At 65.4% G+C, this 16,686-nt stretch carries 15 protein-coding genes; 4 read left to right on the top strand and 11 right to left on the bottom strand.

Translation table 11 applies throughout. From position 1 onward, the window contains the following. Nucleotides 1-10: 10 nt before the first annotated feature. The 7 genes from ACSYHF_RS02655 to ACSYHF_RS02625 form a co-directional block, all read right to left on the bottom strand. The gene (locus tag ACSYHF_RS02655) at nt 11-1,429 is read right to left on the bottom strand and encodes an ABC transporter ATP-binding protein (protein ID WP_329916031.1); all 1,419 of its coding nucleotides are present in this window, start codon (nt 1,427-1,429) and stop codon (nt 11-13) included. Next, nucleotides 1,419-2,201 carry an ABC transporter permease gene (locus ACSYHF_RS02650; RefSeq protein WP_069139425.1) on the bottom strand — a complete coding sequence of 261 codons (783 nt, stop codon included), beginning with the start codon at nt 2,199-2,201 and terminating at the stop codon, nt 1,419-1,421. Before ACSYHF_RS02650 ends, ACSYHF_RS02655 begins: the two co-directional genes overlap by 11 nt. Next, the gene (locus ACSYHF_RS02645) at nt 2,198-3,382 is read right to left on the bottom strand and encodes a cystathionine gamma-synthase (RefSeq protein ID WP_329916030.1); all 1,185 of its coding nucleotides are present in this window, start codon (nt 3,380-3,382) and stop codon (nt 2,198-2,200) included. Before ACSYHF_RS02645 ends, ACSYHF_RS02650 begins: the two co-directional genes overlap by 4 nt. A 123-nt stretch (nt 3,383-3,505) precedes the next feature. After that, complete coding sequence (locus tag ACSYHF_RS02640; RefSeq protein WP_053497943.1) at nt 3,506-4,876, bottom strand: pyridoxal-phosphate dependent enzyme; 1,371 nt, start codon at nt 4,874-4,876, stop codon at nt 3,506-3,508. 300 nt (nt 4,877-5,176) lie between these two features. After that, nucleotides 5,177-5,413, bottom strand: a complete 237-nt coding sequence (locus tag ACSYHF_RS02635; RefSeq protein WP_005407964.1) for a YdcH family protein — start codon at nt 5,411-5,413, stop codon at nt 5,177-5,179. A gap of 324 nt (nt 5,414-5,737) precedes the next feature. Further along, complete coding sequence (locus ACSYHF_RS02630; RefSeq protein WP_329916028.1) at nt 5,738-6,622, bottom strand: hypothetical protein; 885 nt, start codon at nt 6,620-6,622, stop codon at nt 5,738-5,740. Continuing rightward, nucleotides 6,619-6,984: a DUF4398 domain-containing protein gene (locus ACSYHF_RS02625; RefSeq protein ID WP_005415160.1), complete on the bottom strand. Its 366-nt coding sequence runs from the start codon at nt 6,982-6,984 to the stop codon at nt 6,619-6,621. The genes ACSYHF_RS02630 and ACSYHF_RS02625 overlap by 4 nt, the downstream gene beginning before the upstream one ends. A 121-nt stretch (nt 6,985-7,105) precedes the next feature. On the opposite strand from ACSYHF_RS02625, the gene ACSYHF_RS02620 reads away from it, so the two are divergent. From ACSYHF_RS02620 to ACSYHF_RS02610, 3 genes are all read left to right on the top strand, one after another. Continuing rightward, nucleotides 7,106-8,233: a PilT/PilU family type 4a pilus ATPase gene (locus ACSYHF_RS02620; RefSeq protein WP_049416904.1), complete on the top strand. Its 1,128-nt coding sequence runs from the start codon at nt 7,106-7,108 to the stop codon at nt 8,231-8,233. 128 nt (nt 8,234-8,361) lie between these two features. Next, nucleotides 8,362-9,645, top strand: coding sequence for a putative DNA modification/repair radical SAM protein (locus ACSYHF_RS02615; RefSeq protein ID WP_329916027.1), 1,284 nt, complete (start codon nt 8,362-8,364; stop codon nt 9,643-9,645). Continuing rightward, nucleotides 9,626-11,086 carry a UdgX family uracil-DNA binding protein gene (locus ACSYHF_RS02610; protein ID WP_329916026.1) on the top strand — a complete coding sequence of 487 codons (1,461 nt, stop codon included), beginning with the start codon at nt 9,626-9,628 and terminating at the stop codon, nt 11,084-11,086. Before ACSYHF_RS02615 ends, ACSYHF_RS02610 begins: the two co-directional genes overlap by 20 nt. Before the next feature lie 43 nt (nt 11,087-11,129). On the opposite strand, the gene maiA is transcribed toward ACSYHF_RS02610, so the two are convergent. Next, a complete protein-coding gene (maiA, locus tag ACSYHF_RS02605; protein WP_134955719.1) occupies nt 11,130-11,798 on the bottom strand; it encodes a maleylacetoacetate isomerase in 669 nt (222 codons plus the stop codon). Between the two features lie 14 nt (nt 11,799-11,812). Next, a complete protein-coding gene (locus ACSYHF_RS02600; protein ID WP_262221679.1) occupies nt 11,813-12,802 on the bottom strand; it encodes a fumarylacetoacetate hydrolase family protein in 990 nt (329 codons plus the stop codon). A gap of 901 nt (nt 12,803-13,703) precedes the next feature. Here ACSYHF_RS02600 and ACSYHF_RS02595 point away from each other — a divergent pair. Beyond that, nucleotides 13,704-15,122, top strand: coding sequence for a DEAD/DEAH box helicase (locus tag ACSYHF_RS02595; RefSeq protein ID WP_005415154.1), 1,419 nt, complete (start codon nt 13,704-13,706; stop codon nt 15,120-15,122). Here the strand turns inward: ACSYHF_RS02595 and ACSYHF_RS02590 are convergent. After that, on the bottom strand, nt 15,041-16,375 hold the full coding sequence (locus ACSYHF_RS02590) for an IS3 family transposase (protein WP_447576063.1): 1,335 nt from the start codon (nt 16,373-16,375) through the stop codon (nt 15,041-15,043). The genes ACSYHF_RS02595 and ACSYHF_RS02590 overlap by 82 nt on opposite strands. Beyond that, entirely contained in the window at nt 16,372-16,665 is a 294-nt protein-coding gene (locus ACSYHF_RS02585) for a transposase (RefSeq protein WP_134956414.1), read from the bottom strand. The genes ACSYHF_RS02590 and ACSYHF_RS02585 overlap by 4 nt, the downstream gene beginning before the upstream one ends. Nucleotides 16,666-16,686 lie beyond the last annotated feature (21 nt).

The following is a 16,686-nucleotide window of genomic DNA, read 5'->3' as shown; positions in this document are numbered from 1 at the left end:
GGCGCCTCGATCATTGTGCACCCACAACTTCCGCATGCATGCGGAGGTCGCAGACGCCGCCAAAGGTGTATTCCTTCTGACGCATTCCAACTTGGAAGAAAGCAGCTTCGTCGCGCCAATGCAGCATGCGTTGTGCTCCACCAAAGCGCTCAAGCTCTTCCGACACTGAGACCTGCACTTCGTAGAAGTTCACGCCCAGCGAGCAATCGAACTCAAAGCGCACGGTAAACGGCGTATCGGCCCGGAAGATGGTGCCCCACACCCCCGGATCCTGCCGACCTTCCTCCGTCCACAGGCGCACGTCTTGGTTGAGTGTTCCCCACGAGTAGAGCTTGACGCCCTCCTTGTTGCGCAAGCGGACATTCACATTCAGCTTGTCCATGTCACGCACCGGGCGTGCGGTCACCTCGATGACCAGCCTCTCGCGCGGCAGGAAGTAGGCGCATTCTTCGCCCTGACCATCCAGCACCCGAACCCGCTCGACCACGCAATCGTAGTCACCGAAAGAAAGCTTGTCGCTGCGCGCCCCCAGAACGGGGGATCCTTCATGCGGACCTCCCTCGACAGGCGCATCAGCAGCGGCCTGCGCCTCCACGATCTTCTGCGCGTGCTGCAGATGCTGCGCACTGATGGACGCATAGTAATCACGCTCGTCCTCATGCAACTGCTTGCGATACTCCAGCACGACGTCGGAAGACGGACCAGCGGCGCGCGCGACGCCGTCTCGCAAAAGAATCGCATGATCGGTCAGAGTACGAATGGACTCCTGGTCGTGCGACACCAGCAGTAGCGTGCAGCCATTGGCTCGCAGGGCTTCCATCTGCTGGAAGCAGCGCTTCTGGAACAGTGCGTCACCGACCGCCAGAGCCTCATCGACGATGAGAATGTCCGGCTCGACCTGCGTCTGCACGGCAAAGGCCAGACGCAACATCATGCCGCTGGAGTAGGTCCGCACGGGCTGGTCGATGAAGTCTCCGATGTCGGCAAACGCCGCAATGGCATCGAAACGCTGTAGCACCTCGCGCTCGGTCAGGCCCAGGATCATGCCGTTCAGCAGCACATTTTCGCGCCCGGTGAAATCTGGATTGAAACCGCTACCGAGCTCCAGAAGGGCAGCAATGCGTCCGTTGACCTGTGCCCGGCCGGTCGTCGGCGCGAGTGTTCCGGCAATGATCTGCAGCAGGGTCGACTTGCCGGAACCGTTACGCCCGATGATGCCCACGGCGTCACCCCGCTTCACCCTCAGGCTGACATCGCGCAGGGCCCAGAATTCACGTCCGCGCTGCCGCGACGACCATTCGCCCGCGCCAGGCACGATCCGCCCCAACCTGGGCAGCAACATCTGCAGCAACCGATCAGATGGCTTCTCGAAAATGTTGAAGACTTTGCTGACATTTTCGATATCAATGACGAGATCATCAGACGACATCGGCGAAGGCCCTCCGAGTACGCTGGAACCACCAGTATCCAAAGAACAGGATGGCCAGCGACCAGCCCAGGGCCCATGCGTAGCGCCCCCAGTCCGGCAAGGTACCGCTGACGATGAGCGCGCGGATCTGCTCAACGTACACCGCAAGAGGGCTCAGCCGCATCCAGGTGCCGATCTTCTCCGGGAAAATGATCGACGGGTACAGCACTGGCGTAAGGTACTGGAGCACACGAGCCAGCAGGCCTGCAATCTGGTCCACGTCGCGGAAGAACACTCCCAGCGAAGCAAACAGATAGGACACTCCGAGGGTCAGAGCCAGCAGCGGCAGCACGAGCAGCGGCAACAGCACAATCTGCCAGTGCAGGCCAAAACTGCTGAAGATCAGGAACCCGACCAATGCAACACTGGCGACGCCCGCATTGTAAAGCGAGGACAGCACGACCACGGGAGGCAGGACTTCCAGTGGGAATACCACCTTCTTTACCAGATTCGGATTGCTGAGCACCGCACTAGGTGCACGCGTCAACGACTCGGCGAAGAAGTTGTAGACGATCAGTCCGATGAACAGCAGAACGGCATAGTCCACCCTGCTGTGCGTTTCGATGCCTTTCCATTTCGCACTGAAGATGGTGGCAAAGATGACCGTGTAAATGGCCAGCATGATCAGGGGCACAAGCACGCCCCACAGCGCACCCAGCAGTGAATCCTTGTACTTCTTCTTGATGTCGCGCCCGGTCAGGCTGAGCATCAACTCGACGCGCTGCCCCATCATGCCCCGGCGGCCTCCAGCGCCCTTTCCAGATCCACCTGCAGATCCCCCAGTTCCTCCACCCCCACGCTCAGCCGCACCAGTGCATCACTGATCCCCAGCTGCTCCCGACGCGCCACCGGGATCGAGGCATGCGTCATCACCGCCGGATGGTTGACCAGGCTTTCCACACCGCCCAGCGACTCGGCCAGGGTGAACAGTTCGGTCTTCTCGCAGAAGCGCTTGGCCGCCTCGAACCCGCCCTTGAGCACGATCGAGACGATGCCGCCGTAGCCGGCCATCTGCTTGCCGGCCAGCTCATGCTGCGGGTGAGACGGCAGGCCCGGGTAGATCACCTTCTCCACCGCCGGGTGCTTTTCCAGCCACTGCGCCAGCGCCAGCGCGTTGGCACAATGCGCCTTCATGCGCAGCGGCAGGGTCTTCAGGCCGCGCAGGGCCAGGAAGCTGTCGAACGGGCCCTGCACGCCACCCACCGAGTTCTGCAGGAACGCCATCTGCTCGGCCAGCGGCGCGTTGTCGCCGACCACGACCATGCCACCGACCATGTCCGAGTGGCCATTGAGGTATTTGGTGGCCGAGTGCAGCACAAGATCGGCGCCCAGCAGCAGCGGGCGCTGCAGCATCGGCGAGGCGAAGGTGTTGTCCACCACCACGATCAGGCCATGGCGCTTGGCGATGGCAGCGACCGCGGCGATGTCCACGATCTTCAGCATCGGGTTGGTCGGGGTTTCAATCCAGACCATCTTCGTCTTCGGCGTGATCGAGGCTTCAAAGGCCGCCAGATCGGTCAGGTCGACGAAGCTGAAATCCAGCCCGGCGGTGCGGCGGCGCACGCGCTCGAACAGGCGGAAGCTGCCACCGTAGATGTCGTCCATCGCCACCACGTGGCTGCCGGCGTCCAGCAGCTCGATCACCGTCGAGCTGGCCGCCATGCCCGAGGCGAAGGCGAAGCCACGGGTGCCGCCTTCCAGCGAGGCCACGCAGCGCTCATAGGCAAAGCGCGTCGGGTTGTGGGTACGCGAGTACTCAAAGCCCTGATGCTCGCCCGGGCTGGACTGGGCATAGGTCGAGGTGGCGTAGATCGGCGGCATCACCGCGCCGGTGCTGGGATCGGGCGACTGGCCGCCATGGATGGCCAGCGTGGCCAGGGCCAGCGCGCGGTCGGGCGAAGAGGAGTTGGACATGTCGTTTCCTGAATGGCGCCGACGTGCGGCGCCGTCAAAGGATCGGGAGTCTATCAGCGCAGCCTTAACGAGCTTTGACGCGAATAAACCGGAATTCAGCGGTGAACGGCAGCGATCAGCGGTCTACTGCACGCGACGGCGCAGATAGTTCAGCAGGTCGATGCGGGTGATCAGGCCGAGGAAGGCGTCACCGTCCATCACGATCGCCACCTGCCCGCGGTCGAACACCGGCAGCAGGGCCTCGATCGGCGACTTCACGTCCAGCCGGTCCAGCTTGCTGACCATCGCGGTGGACACGGTGTCGCGGAAGCGCGCTTCGTCACCATAGACATGCAGCAGCACGTCGCTTTCATCGACGATGCCGACCAGCTGCTCACCGTCCATCACCGGCAGCTGCGACACGTCATACAGCTTCATGCGCTGGTAGGCGGTGGTCAACAGGTCGTTCGGACCGATCACCACCGTGTCGCGCTGGCCGTACGGACGCAGGATCAGGTCGCGCAGGTCACCGTGCTGCGGGCGCTCCAGGAAGCCGTTGTCCAGCATCCAGTAGTCGTTGTACATCTTCGACAGGTACTTGTTGCCGGTATCGCAGACCAGCACCAGCACCTTCTTCGGCGTGGTCTGCTCCTTGCAGTACTTCAGTGCCGCGGCCAGCAGGGTGCCGGTGGACGAACCGCCGAGGATGCCTTCCTTGCCCAGCAGCTCGCGCGCGGTGTGGAAGCTCTCGGCGTCGCTGATGGCATAGGCCTTCTTGACGCGGCTGAAGTCGGAGATCGACGGCAGGAAGTCCTCGCCGATGCCCTCCACCAGCCAGCTGCCCGACTTGTCGTTGAGCACGCCGTCGTTGATGTACTCGGCCAGGATCGAGCCGACCGGATCGGCCAGCACCAGCTCGGTCTTGGGCGACAGCCTGGCGAACGCACGCGACAGGCCGGTCATGGTGCCGGAGCTGCCGCAGCCGAACACGATGGCGTCGAGGTCACCGCCCATCTGCTCGAGGATCTCCGGGCCGGTGCCGAACTCATGCGCGGCCGGGTTGTCCGGGTTGCCGAACTGGTTGATGAAGTAGGCGCCCGGGGTCTGCTCGGCGATGGTCTTGGCCAGATCCTGGTAGTACTCCGGGTGGCCCTTGGCGACGTCCGAACGGGTCAGGCGCACTTCGGCGCCCATCGCCTTCAGGTTGAAGATCTTCTCGCGGCTCATCTTGTCGGGAACGACAAGGATCAGCTTGTAGCCCTTCTGCTGGGCCACCAGTGCCAGGCCCAGGCCGGTATTGCCAGCGGTACCCTCGACCAGGGTCGCGCCCGGCTTCAGGTCACCCCGCTGCTCCGCCGCCTCGATCATCGACAGGCCGATGCGATCCTTGATCGAACCGCCCGGGTTGGCGCTCTCGAGCTTCAGGTAAAGCTCGCAGACGCCGGTGTCCAGGCGCTGGGCCTTGACGATCGGGGTCTGGCCGATGAGTTCGAGGACGGAAGAATGGATGGGCATTCGGAGGACTTTCGATTCGCGCCACGCAGGGCCGGACCGATGATTATCCGACGGATGGCGCTGAATGTCAGGTCGGCGCGGGCATGCCGCCCGCCGTCCCGTAGAGGGATGCGGACGGCCCCGGGTCGACGAGGAGACCGGTACCGCCCGCATCGGTGAGTTGTGCCTGCAGGCCAAGGCACCACCGCCTGTGGTGCCTTGGCGCGGCCGCCTCATCGGCGGTGCCGCGATGCCGGGGCAGGAGCGCCCGGCCGGGCCATCGATGGCCGGGTCACGCCGTTCCGGGCGTGACGGGGTGCGTCAAAGCGTGGGGGACGTCGTTGGGAGCGGTGTTTCGTACATTCGCAGAAGTCGTTGCTTGGCCAGCAGCTTCTCGCGCTTCATGCGACCCAGGGTGACATCATCGATCGGGAGTACACCCAACTCCGCGTCCATGCACTTCTTGTTCAACTTGCGGTGCTGGTCATGGAGTGCCCTGAACTCCGGATCACGCGCGCGACGTGCGTCGATCTCGCTCTGGGGCTGATCTTCAAACATGATGGACCTCCTTCGACAGATACACGAACGCCCCGGCCGCAAGGCACGGGGCGTTGTTCATGGAGGAGTGCCGGCCGATGGCCACCTGGACGCCTGCAACGACCTGCGGCACTGGCCTGCGCACGTCGATCTGCTGCGGTTCGCGCCCTGCTTGCATCGGCCCGGCCCTCCCATCGTCCGGTCCGCGGCATTGCGTCCCGGACGATTGACCCTACGCCTGCTCAAGGCGGGGTACAAGACCCCTGCGTCAAAAAGACCGAACCCCGCCGGGGCGGGGTTCAGGCTGAATGCTCATCGCAACGAAAAACAAACAATATCAATGCATTACGGCGCGATGATGACCTCGGCCGAGCGCACCCGGGTGGACGCTGCCTTCTTGCCGCTGACCTGGATCCGGTTGCTGGCGACACCACCCGCGACCAGGGCGTCGCGCAGCGCTTCGGCACGCTTCTGGCCCACGCCGTTGGCGCTGTCGTAGGCCTCGATGCGCAGGCGCCCCTTCTTGCCGATGTTCAGGTACTCGGCCAGGGCCTTGGCCTGGTTGCGGGCGCCACCCGACAGGCTGGAGGCGCCTGCGGCGAACGCGTCACCACCGAAGGTGAAGACCTCACCGCGAGCGTCGAACTTCGAACCGGGCAGCTTCTGCCCGGACACCAGCTCGGCTTCCTCCCGGGCCAGCCTGGCAGCGTTCTGCTGGGCAGCGCTCAGACGCTGCTGCTGCTTGCCGGCCACGCTGGTCAGGGCATTCTCGGCGTCCTGGCGGGCCAGGGTCTCGGCCTCGGCCGCCTGGCGCAGGCGTTCGGCCTCCTCGGCCTGCATCTGCGCCTGCATGCGCAGCTGCTCGGCTTCCTGGCGGGCACGGGCGGCATCGCGGCGGCTGGCCTCAATCAGCAGGTCGCTGCGGGTACGCTCCAGGCGGTCGACCTCGCGCGCGGCCAGCGCGGTGCGCACGGCGGTCTCGGCAATCTCCACCCGGCGCTCGGCCAGGTACGTGGCCAGCTCCTGGTCGCGGCGCTTGGCCTTGTCCAGGGTGGCGATGGCCTGCTGCGCCTGCATGCGCTCGAAGGCGCCCAGCTCAGCGGTATCGGGGTTGGCCTGGATGGCCATCAGGCGCTGGCTCAGCTGCGCCACCATCGGGTTGTCGGCGGCCGTGGCCAGGGTCGGCAGCGCCAGCAGCGCGGCCAGGGTTGCGGCGGTAATCGGCTTCACCGGCGGTCCTCCCCGGTCGACAGCTGGCGCTGCAGCTGGTTGACCTCGTTGCGGCGCAGCTGCAGCTGCGCGGTGACGGTGGCTTCCTCACTGCGGACGCGGGCCAGGTCGGCATCGGCGGCGGCGCGCAGGGCCATCGCCGGGGCGTTCTTGCGCTCGCGGCGGTCGCCGGCGGCGCGCTGGGCCTGCTCCAGCCCCTGCCGGGCCAGCCCGATCAGGTCCGGGGCGTACTGGTCGGCATCGGCCTGGGTGGCCTTGTCGACCGCCTGCCGGGCCTGCGCCAGTTCCAGGGCAGCGTCCTGCGCCCAGGCGGGGGCAGACAGTGCGAATGCAAACGCCATCACATACAGGCCATGGCGCATTCGTGCGAAGCTAAGTCGTTTCATTGGGGAGGCCGTACCGGTTGTCGGTTCACGGCCATTGTCGTCAAGCCGACACCGTGCTGGCAACGGGCGTCGGCCGTTTCGTTGGGGAAAATTCGCAATGGATATCGGCTACTTCCTGAAGCTGATGACCGAAAAGAACGCTTCGGACATGTTTCTGACCACCGGGGCACCGGTCTACATCAAGATCGAAGGGAAGCTCTATCCGCTGGGCAACACCGGCCTGCCGCCGGGCATGGTCAAGAAGATCGCTTACTCGCTGATGGACGAAGGCCAGGTGCCGCAGTTCGAGCGCGAGCTGGAGCTCAACATGGCCATCGCGCTGCCCGATGCCGGGCGCTTCCGCGTCAACGTGTTCAAGCAGCGGGGCGAGGTCGGCATGGTCATCCGCGCCATCCGCAGCCGGATTCCGAGCATCGAGGAGCTGAACCTGCCGCAGGTGCTGAAGGACGTCATCATGACCCCGCGCGGGCTGGTGCTGGTGGTGGGGTCCACCGGTTCCGGCAAGTCCACCTCGCTGGCGTCGATGATCGACCACCGCAACAGCACCACCACCGGTCACATCCTCACCATCGAGGATCCGATCGAGTACCTGCACAAGCACAAGATGTCGATCGTCAACCAGCGCGAGGTCGGCCTGGACACCCACGCCTTCCACAACGCGCTGAAGAACGCGATGCGTGAAGCGCCGGACGTGATCCTGATCGGCGAGATCCTGGATGCGGAAACGATGGAGGCGGCGATCGCCTTCGCCGAGACCGGCCACCTGTGCCTGGCCACCCTGCACTCCAACAACGCCGACCAGACCATCGAGCGCATCCTCAACTTCTTCCCGGAAAGCGCGCACAAGAACGTGCTGATGAACCTGGCGCTGAACCTGCGTGCGGTGATCAGCCAGCGCCTGGTGAAGAACAAGGAGGGCCGTCGCCTGCCGGCCACCGAGGTACTGATCAACACGCCGATGATCCGCGACCTGCTGCGCCGCGGCCAGGTGCACGAGATCAAGGCGGCGATGGAAGCCTCGCTGGAAGAAGGCATGGAGAGCTTCGACCAGTGCCTGTTCCGGCTGGCCAAGGCCGGCACCATCGAGCAGGAGGAAGCGCTGCGCGCGGCCGACTCGCGCGATGGCCTGGCCCTGAAGTTCCGCCTGTCCGAAGGCAGTAGCGGCGAGCACGACCCGTACGCCGATTTCTCGGCAGGCGCACCCAGCATCACTCACGGCTTCTGATCCCACGAAAAAGGGGACGGAGGGGATTAAGTCGTTTGTGCACTTGCGACTTGATCCCCCGTCCCCTTTTTCTGAAGAATTCAGGGGCGGTCTCATCCAATGAGACCCCTCATCCGTAGGTTTCCTCAATGGAAACTATCCGCAAGCTGGCCATTCTGGCTGATGCCGCCAAGTACGATGCCTCCTGCGCCTCCAGCGGCTCGGGCAAGCGCGATTCGCGCGCCAGCGGCGGTATCGGCAGCACCGAGGGCATGGGCATCTGCCACAGCTACACGCCCGATGGCCGCTGTGTTTCGTTGCTGAAGATCCTGCTGACCAACTTCTGCGTCTACGACTGCGCCTATTGCGTGAACCGGGTTTCCAGCAACGTGCCCCGTGCACGTTTCAGCGTGGATGAGGTGGTCACGCTCACCCTGGACTTCTACAAGCGCAACTACATCGAGGGCCTGTTCCTGTCCAGCGGCATCATCCGCAATGCGGACTACACCATGGAACAGATGGTGGAAGTCGCCCGGCAACTGCGCGAAGAACACCGCTACGCCGGCTACATCCACCTCAAGACCATTCCCGAGGCCTCGCCGGAACTGCTGGCCAGTGCCGGGCGCTATGCCGACCGCCTGTCCATCAACGTGGAACTGCCCACCGAAGCCGGCCTGAGCGCCTTGGCGCCGGAGAAGACGGTTCATTCCATCCGTGGCGCGATGGGGGAACTGCGCTGGCGCATCGAGGAAGCCAAGGAAGCTCGCAAGGCCCCTGCAGCGGTGGCACCGACGGCCAGCCGCAGCACTCGCCCGAGCCCTCCCCGTTTCGCACCGGCCGGGCAGAGCACCCAGATGATCGTCGGCGCGGACGGGGCAAACGACCAGCAGATCCTGGCCAGCGCCGACAGCCTGTACGGCAACTACCGCATGCGCCGGGTCTACTACTCCGCGTTCAGCCCGATTCCGGACGCCAGCCGGCAGCTGCCACTGCAGCCGCCACCGCTGCAGCGCGAACATCGCCTTTACCAGGCTGACTGGCTGCTGCGCTTCTACGGGTACGGCGTGGATGAGATTACCGATACCACCCAGGACGGCATGCTCGACCTGGATATCGACCCGAAGATGGCCTGGGCAATCCGCCATCCCGAGCGCTTTCCGGTCGATCTGAACCGGGCACCGAAGGAGATGCTGCTGCGCGTACCCGGCCTTGGCGTGCGCAACGTCAAGCGCGTGCTGATGGCACGCCGTCACGGGCGGCTGCGCGTGGCCGACATCGCACGCCTGAAGGCACCGATGAGCAAGCTGCTGCCGTTCGTGCTGCTGGCCGACCATCACCCGCGCAAAGCACTGGACGATCCGGCGGCGCTGCGCGCGCAGCTGGCCCCGCCGCCGCGACAGGGTTCGCTGTTCGATGCCCCGTCCGCGGCCTGACGCGCAGCGCTGGTCGCTGCGGGTGGATCCGCCATGGTCGCTGGAGGCCTGGCGCAGCGGTGCGCGCGAAGCCCTGCTGCGCGGCGTCGCGCCGGAGCAGCTGGACTGGCTCGAGGGCAGCGACGCATCACTGCTGGACGCGCCAGCGGTCACCTCGGCGCCCGCACAGGCCGACGCTGGCGCACCGACGGTACCTCGCGACTTCCTGGAGCTGGCGGACACCTGCCTGTGCCATCGCGACGGACAACGCATGGCCCTCCTGTACCGGTTGCTGTGGCGCATCGCCCATGGCGAACGCTGGGTACTGTCAAACCCTGCCGATGCCGACGTACTGAGGGCGATGGCCATGGCCCAGGCGGTCCGCCGCGACACGCACAAGATGAAGGCATTCGTGCGCTTCCGCGAAGTGCCTGGCCAGCCTGATGCGTTCATCGCCTGGTTCGAGCCACAGCACCACATCGTCGACCGGGTCGCGCCGTTCTTCGCGCGCCGCTTCACCGGCATGCGCTGGGCCATCCTCACGCCTTCGCGCAGTGCCTCCTGGGATGGGCAGGCGCTTGCTTTCGGCCCCGGTGCACGACGCGAGGATGCCCCGGCCGAGGATGCACGCGAGTCGCTGTGGCAGACCTATTACGCCAGCATTTTCAATCCGGCCCGGCTCAACACGCGGATGATGATGCAGGAGATGCCGGCCAAGTACTGGCGCCACCTGCCTGAAGCCCGATTGCTGCCTCGCCTGGTACGCGACGCCGCCGACCGCGTGCAGGAAATGCATGACCGTCCCGCGCAGGCACCGCAACGCAGGATTCCGCTGCGAGCGAACCCTCCGGCATCGGCAGCCGAAGCCAGCAGCCTGGACAATCTGCGCGGGCAGGCCAGCGCCTGCCGCCAGTGCCCGTTGTGGGAGCAGGCCACGCAGACCGTATTCGGACAGGGGCCGGCAGGGGCCGGGGTGATGCTGGTCGGAGAGCAACCCGGTGACACCGAAGATCTGCGTGGGCAGCCATTTGCAGGACCTGCCGGCCAGGTGCTGGACCGCGCATTGGCGGAACTGGGGATCGATCGCGCCACGCTGTACCTCACCAACGCGATGAAGCACTTCCACCATGAACGGCGCGGCAAGGTGCGGCTGCACAAGCGGCCGGAGAGCCGTCACATCCAGGCCTGCCGGCCCTGGCTGATGGGTGAGATCGCGCGCGTGCGGCCCCAGGTGATCGTGTGCCTCGGCGCGACAGCGGCAGCCTCGGTGTTCGGCCATGATTTCGACCTCTCGCGTGACCGCGGGCGCTGGCACACCCTCGAGGACGGCACGCGCGGCTACGCCACGGTGCACCCGGCATGGGTGCTGCGACAGACCGACGATGCCCGCCGCGAGGAGGCCTACCGGTTGTTCCGCGATGACCTGGCCCGATTGCAACAGAAAGGGGACGGAGGGGATTAAGTCGTAAGTGCATATACGACTTAATCCCCTCCGTCCCCTTTTTTCAGGCGGCGTCGAGCTGGTGTTCCGGGCGGGCGCGGTCGAAGGCATCCAGTGCCTGGCAGGCCGCTTCGATGCGGCGCAGGGTCGGGTACGGTGCCAGGTCCAGGCCGAAGCGGTGGGCGTTGTACAGCTGCGGCAACAGGCAGATGTCGGCCAGGCCAGGGCGGTCGCCGTGGCAGAAGGTGCCGGTGTCGCGGCTGTTGGCCAGCATCGCTTCCATCGCGTCAAAGCCTTCGGCGATCCAGTGCAGGGTCCACTGCGTGCGGGTTTCGGCAGGCAGCTGCAGGTCGCGTTCCAGGTACTGCATCACCCGCAGGTTGTTGATCGGATGGATATCGCAGGCCACAAGCTGCGCCAGCGCCCGCACCCGTGCGCGGCCCGCAGCGTCGGCCGGCAGCAGCGGCACCTGTGGGAAGCGCTCTTCCAGGTACTCGATGATCGCCAGCGACTGGGTCAGCGTGTGCCCATCATGCAGCAGGGTCGGCACCAGCTGCTGCGGATTGAGCGCGCGATAAGCCTCATGGTGCTGCTCGCCACCGTCGCGCACGAGATGCACCGGCCGCGCCTCCCAGGCCAGGCCCTTCAGCTCCAGGCCGATGCGCACGCGGTAGGCGGCGCTGGATCGCCAGTAGGTGTACAGCACGATGCCGTCGTCGACCGGGATCCCCATCGCCGCCTCCATGCTCAGGGCTTGGCCGCCTGTTCGATGCGCTGCTCGATCGCACCGAAGATGCTGTTGCCGGCAGCATCGAGCATCTCGATGCGGACCACGTCGCCGAAGGACATGAACGGCGTGCTCGGCTTGCCGTCACGCAGGGTCTCGACCACGCGCTGCTCGGCGAAGCACGAGGCACCCTTGCTGGTGTCTTCGTTGGCGATGGTGCCCGAGCCGACAATGGTGCCGGCACCCAGCGGGCGGGTCTTGGCCGCATGCGCGACCAGCTGGGCGAAGTTGAACTGCATGTCCACGCCCGCCTCCGGCGCACCGAACCATTGGCCGTTGATGTGGGTCAGCAACGGCAGGTGCACCTTGCTGTCCTGCCACGCAGCGCCCAGCTCATCGGGGGTGACGAACACCGGCGACAGCGCCGAACGCGGCTTGGACTGCAGGAAGCCGAAGCCCTTGGCCAGCTCGCCCGGGATCAGGTTGCGCAGCGAGACATCGTTGACCAGGCCGACCAGCTGGATGTGGCTGGCGGCCTGTTCCGGGGTGGCCGCCATCGGCACGTCGTCGGTGATCACCACGATCTCCGCTTCCAGGTCGATGCCGTAGTCCTCGCTGACCACCTTGACCGCATCGCGCGGGCCGTAGAAGCCTGCGCTGGTGGCCTGGTACATCAGCGGGTCGGTATAGAAGCTCTCCGGCACCTCGGCACCGCGGGCGCGGCGCACGCGCTCGACGTGCGGCAGGTAGGCGCTGCCATCGACGAACTCATAGGCACGCGGCATCGGTGCGGCCAGCGCCTGCGCATCGAGGTCGAACACGCCATCGGCGTCGCCAGCGTTGAGCGATTCGTACAGGGCGTTCAGGCGCGGTGCGATGTGGCTCCAGTCCTCCAGGGCCTGCTGCAGGGTGGCGGCGATGCCGGTGGCGCGCACGCCGTGGCGCAGGTCACGCGAGACGACGATCAGGGTGCCGTCGCGGCCGCCTTCCTTCAAAGAACCAAGCTTCATGGGTGGGTGTCCGGAGTCGTGGGCAAACAAGTTTCAAGTGTAATCAAATCTGCGGCGGCGCCAAGCTGCAGCGCGGCATCGGCCCACCCTACCGCAGTGAGGGTTCGGCAGGGTTGCACCCTGCACCCGCTTCAAGCCAAGGCAACAGCCGATGCAACAGCAACAGCGGACATTCCGTGGGATGGCGAGGCACTGTGGGTTTGCGGGGACGCGGTAAACCCATCCATGGGGGCTTGGTCGCGGCATCCATGCCGCTCACACCCCGCAAACCCACAGTACCCCGCCTTCGACAGTAGACCGGTGGCCAATAGATCCACGCTATGCGTGGATGAAATCTGTCAGATATCGAATGAAATTCCGGGGTCAGATCCGTTTTCCTGCGGAAAACGGATCTGACCCCATGCCATTCCGACAGATCGCGGGAAACTGTCGAAGGCGGGGTGGGTCCGGTGGCGGGAGTGTCCGCGGCATGGATGCCGCGGCCAAGCCCCCATGGACGGGTTTACGGCGTCTCCCACCACCGGACCCACCCCGCCATCCCTCAAGAAACCCGCTTTTGACGTTGGCGTCGCTTTGGCCTCTGCGGGTGCAGGACGCAGCCCTGCAGAGAGCCCCCCTTACCTGAACGGGGCTTTTTGCGCGAGGTCTCAGCCATCGGTTAGACTAGGCAGGTCTGCAGCGGCCGTCCGTTTCCCTCCGGGATCGCCGGCGACCAGGGTCCGCCCTCTTCGCCCGCCCCCACTCCGACGCCGTTCGTCACGCATTCCAGCCTGCGCTTCGTGCCGGCTGCACCCAACTTCTCGCAGCGCGGTTCACGGGAACGCTCCGAGTCAGCCGATCACTTTGATCTGCCCCCGTCTGTCCGCTCGGACAGGCGTTTCTTGTACCTGGAGCAATCTCAATGTCTTTTGAATCGCTGGGCCTGGCGCCCTTCCTGCTGCGTGCGCTTGCCGAGCAGGGCTACGAAACCCCGACCCCAATCCAGCAGCAGGCGATCCCGCTGGCGCTGGCCGGTCGCGACCTGCTGGCCGGCGCACAGACCGGTACCGGCAAGACTGCTGCGTTCGGCCTGCCGTTGCTGCAGCACCTGGGCACCGCCTCGCAGGAAGTGCGTGCCGGCCCGCGCAAGCCGCGTGCGCTGATCCTGGCCCCGACCCGCGAACTGGCCACCCAGGTGCATGACAGCCTGCGCGGCTACAGCAAGTACCTGCGCATTCCCAGCGCCTGCATCTACGGCGGTGTCGGCATGGGCAACCAGCTGGACATCCTGCGCCGTGGCGTGGACCTGCTGGTGGCCTGCCCGGGCCGCCTGATCGACCATCTGGAGCGTCGCAGTGTCGACCTGTCCGGCATTGAACTGCTGGTGCTGGACGAAGCCGACCGCATGCTCGACATGGGCTTCCTGCCGTCGATCAAGCGCATCCTGGCCAAGCTGCCGAAGCAGAACCGCCAGACCCTGCTGTTCTCGGCCACCTTCGAGGACAACATCCGCCAGCTGGCGCTGGAGTTCATGCGCAACCCGGAACAGATCCAGGTGACGCCGAAGAACACCGTGGCCGAAACCATCACCCATCGCGTGCATCCGGTCGATGCCGGCCGCAAGCGCGACCTGCTGCTGCACCTGCTGGCGCAGGACAGCCGCGAGCAGACCCTGGTGTTCGCACGCACCAAGCACGGCAGCGACAAGCTGGCCACGTTCCTGGAAAAGTCAGGCATCAAGACCGCGGCGATCCATGGCAACAAGAGCCAGGGCCAGCGCCTGCGTGCGCTGGGCGACTTCAAGGCCGGCCGCGTGACCGTGCTGGTGGCCACCGACATCGCTGCGCGCGGCATCGACATCAACGAGCTGCCGAAGGTGATCAACTTCGACCTGCCGATGGTGGCCGAGGACTACGTGCACCGCATCGGTCGTACCGGCCGCAACGGCGCGACCGGCCAGGCGATTTCGCTGGTGGCGCAGGATGAAGTGAAGCTGCTGCGCGCGATCGTGCGCCTGCTGGGCCGCGACATGGACATCCGCGATGTGCCGGGCTTCGAACTGCAGGTTCCGATCCGCTGGGGCAACAGTGCGCCGGGCAAGGCCGAGCACGATACCGGCGAGCGCGCACCGCGCAAGAGCCACGCACGCCGTCCGCACGGTGATGCACCGCGCCATGCGCATGCCGGCCCGAAGAAGGCCGGCGGTGGCCGTCGCGAGGGCGGTGGCAACGGCCAGCAGCGTGCGGGTGCAGGCGCCGGTCAGGGCCAGCGTCGTGGCGGTGGCGGTAATGGTGGCGGCCGTGGCCGCGGCCAGGGCGGCGGCGGCGGTCGCGCCGGCTGATCCCAGCTGCCAGGGAGGGTGCTTCCCGCTGCGCGGGGGCTATCGAGGGACGGCGCTGACGCGCCGTCCTTTTTTTTGCTGGCTACCGGGTGACAAAGCACGCGGTGGCAGTACCGAGGGCGGATGGGCATGGGGGCAGCGCAGAACACGCTGTAAATACGTCCATGTAAGCTCGATGGCGCCATCCATGGCGCCAACGGTTCTGCGCTGCCCCCATGCCCATCCGCTTCAAGCATTGCCTGCGCCTTCTTCTCCCGCCGGGTAGCCGGGAGAAGAAAGATCAAATTCAAATTCAAATTCAAAGTCAAAAGCCGAAGCCGCAATTCCTGGCTTTGCCTTTGCCTTTGCCTTTGCCCTTGCTCCCGCCTTGGGGTCTGATGCGTCCGCGCCCGCAGGAAACCGTCGAGGGGCGGCCGGGCGTAGTTGTTAGGCGAGTGGTAGCCCAGCGCCGAGTGTAGCCGGGCTGGATTGTAGAAGCCGTGGATGTAAGCAGCGATGGACTGGCTGGCTTGTTCCCTACTGGCGTAAGGCTCGGCAGCCTCTTCTGTCTTGAGCGTCGCAAAGAAGCTCTCGGCCACCGCGTTGTCCCAGCAATTGCCAGGCCGGCTCATGCTTTGGACCACGTCATGGGACTGCAGCAGCTGGCGAAACTCGTTCCCCCAGTACTGCCCACCACGATCTGAATGGAAGATCAGGCCGGGTCGTTGTGGATGCAGAGCCCAGGCATTGGCAAATGCTTTCACCACCAGCTCTTCAGTCAGACGCTTGGAAACGCTGTAGCCCAGCACCTGCCGGGTTTGGACGCTGATGACCACGGCCAGATGCAGCCATCCCTGGCGGGTGGGGACATACGTGATATCCCCGACCCACGCCGTCGGTCCGGTTCCGGGGGCAAATTGCCGATCCAGCAGGTTGGGGGCGAGCTGAGATGAGCCGCCGGAGGACTTGGGTCGGAATCGGCCTTTGGTCTTGCCCTGGATTCGCTCCTCGGCCATTAACCGTGCCACGCGCTTGTGGCCGACTGGATGATTCCTGGCTCGTAAGGCCCTGACCAGCCGACGTCGCCCATAACTGCGCTTGCTGGTCACATGAATGGCCCGAAGCTCGGTACGCAGGGCCGAATCGGCATCGCACGCTTGGGCACATTGCCGACGCAGGTAATCATGGAATCCAGAGACAGAAACCCCAAGAACCCGACACAACAACCTGGTCGGGTAGTGAGTCCTTTGACTGGCGACGAAGGCGTACCTCACTTGGACTCTCTGGCAAAGAACGCCGCCGCTTTTTTTAGGATTTCCCGCTCCATCTTCAGACTGGCGTTCTCGGCCCGAAGGCGGCTGATCTCGCTTTCCAGGTCGGTGGTTGGCCTGCGAGCCTCAGAGGTCAACGACCGGCCAGCACGGACCGCGTCAAGCCAATTTGCCAGCGTCTTGACCGACATCTCCAGCTGACGGGCTGCTGCGGCAGGCCCGAGCGACTCGGCCAACTCCACGGCTTGGTGCTTGAACTCATCGGTATAGCTACGACGGGTGATACGGGACATAAGGGACCTCCAAGTGCGATC

The organism is Stenotrophomonas maltophilia group sp. P373, assembly GCF_053295075.1.
Note: the sequence above shows the minus strand (reverse complement) of the source record. Positions and strands in the feature narration are given on the sequence as shown.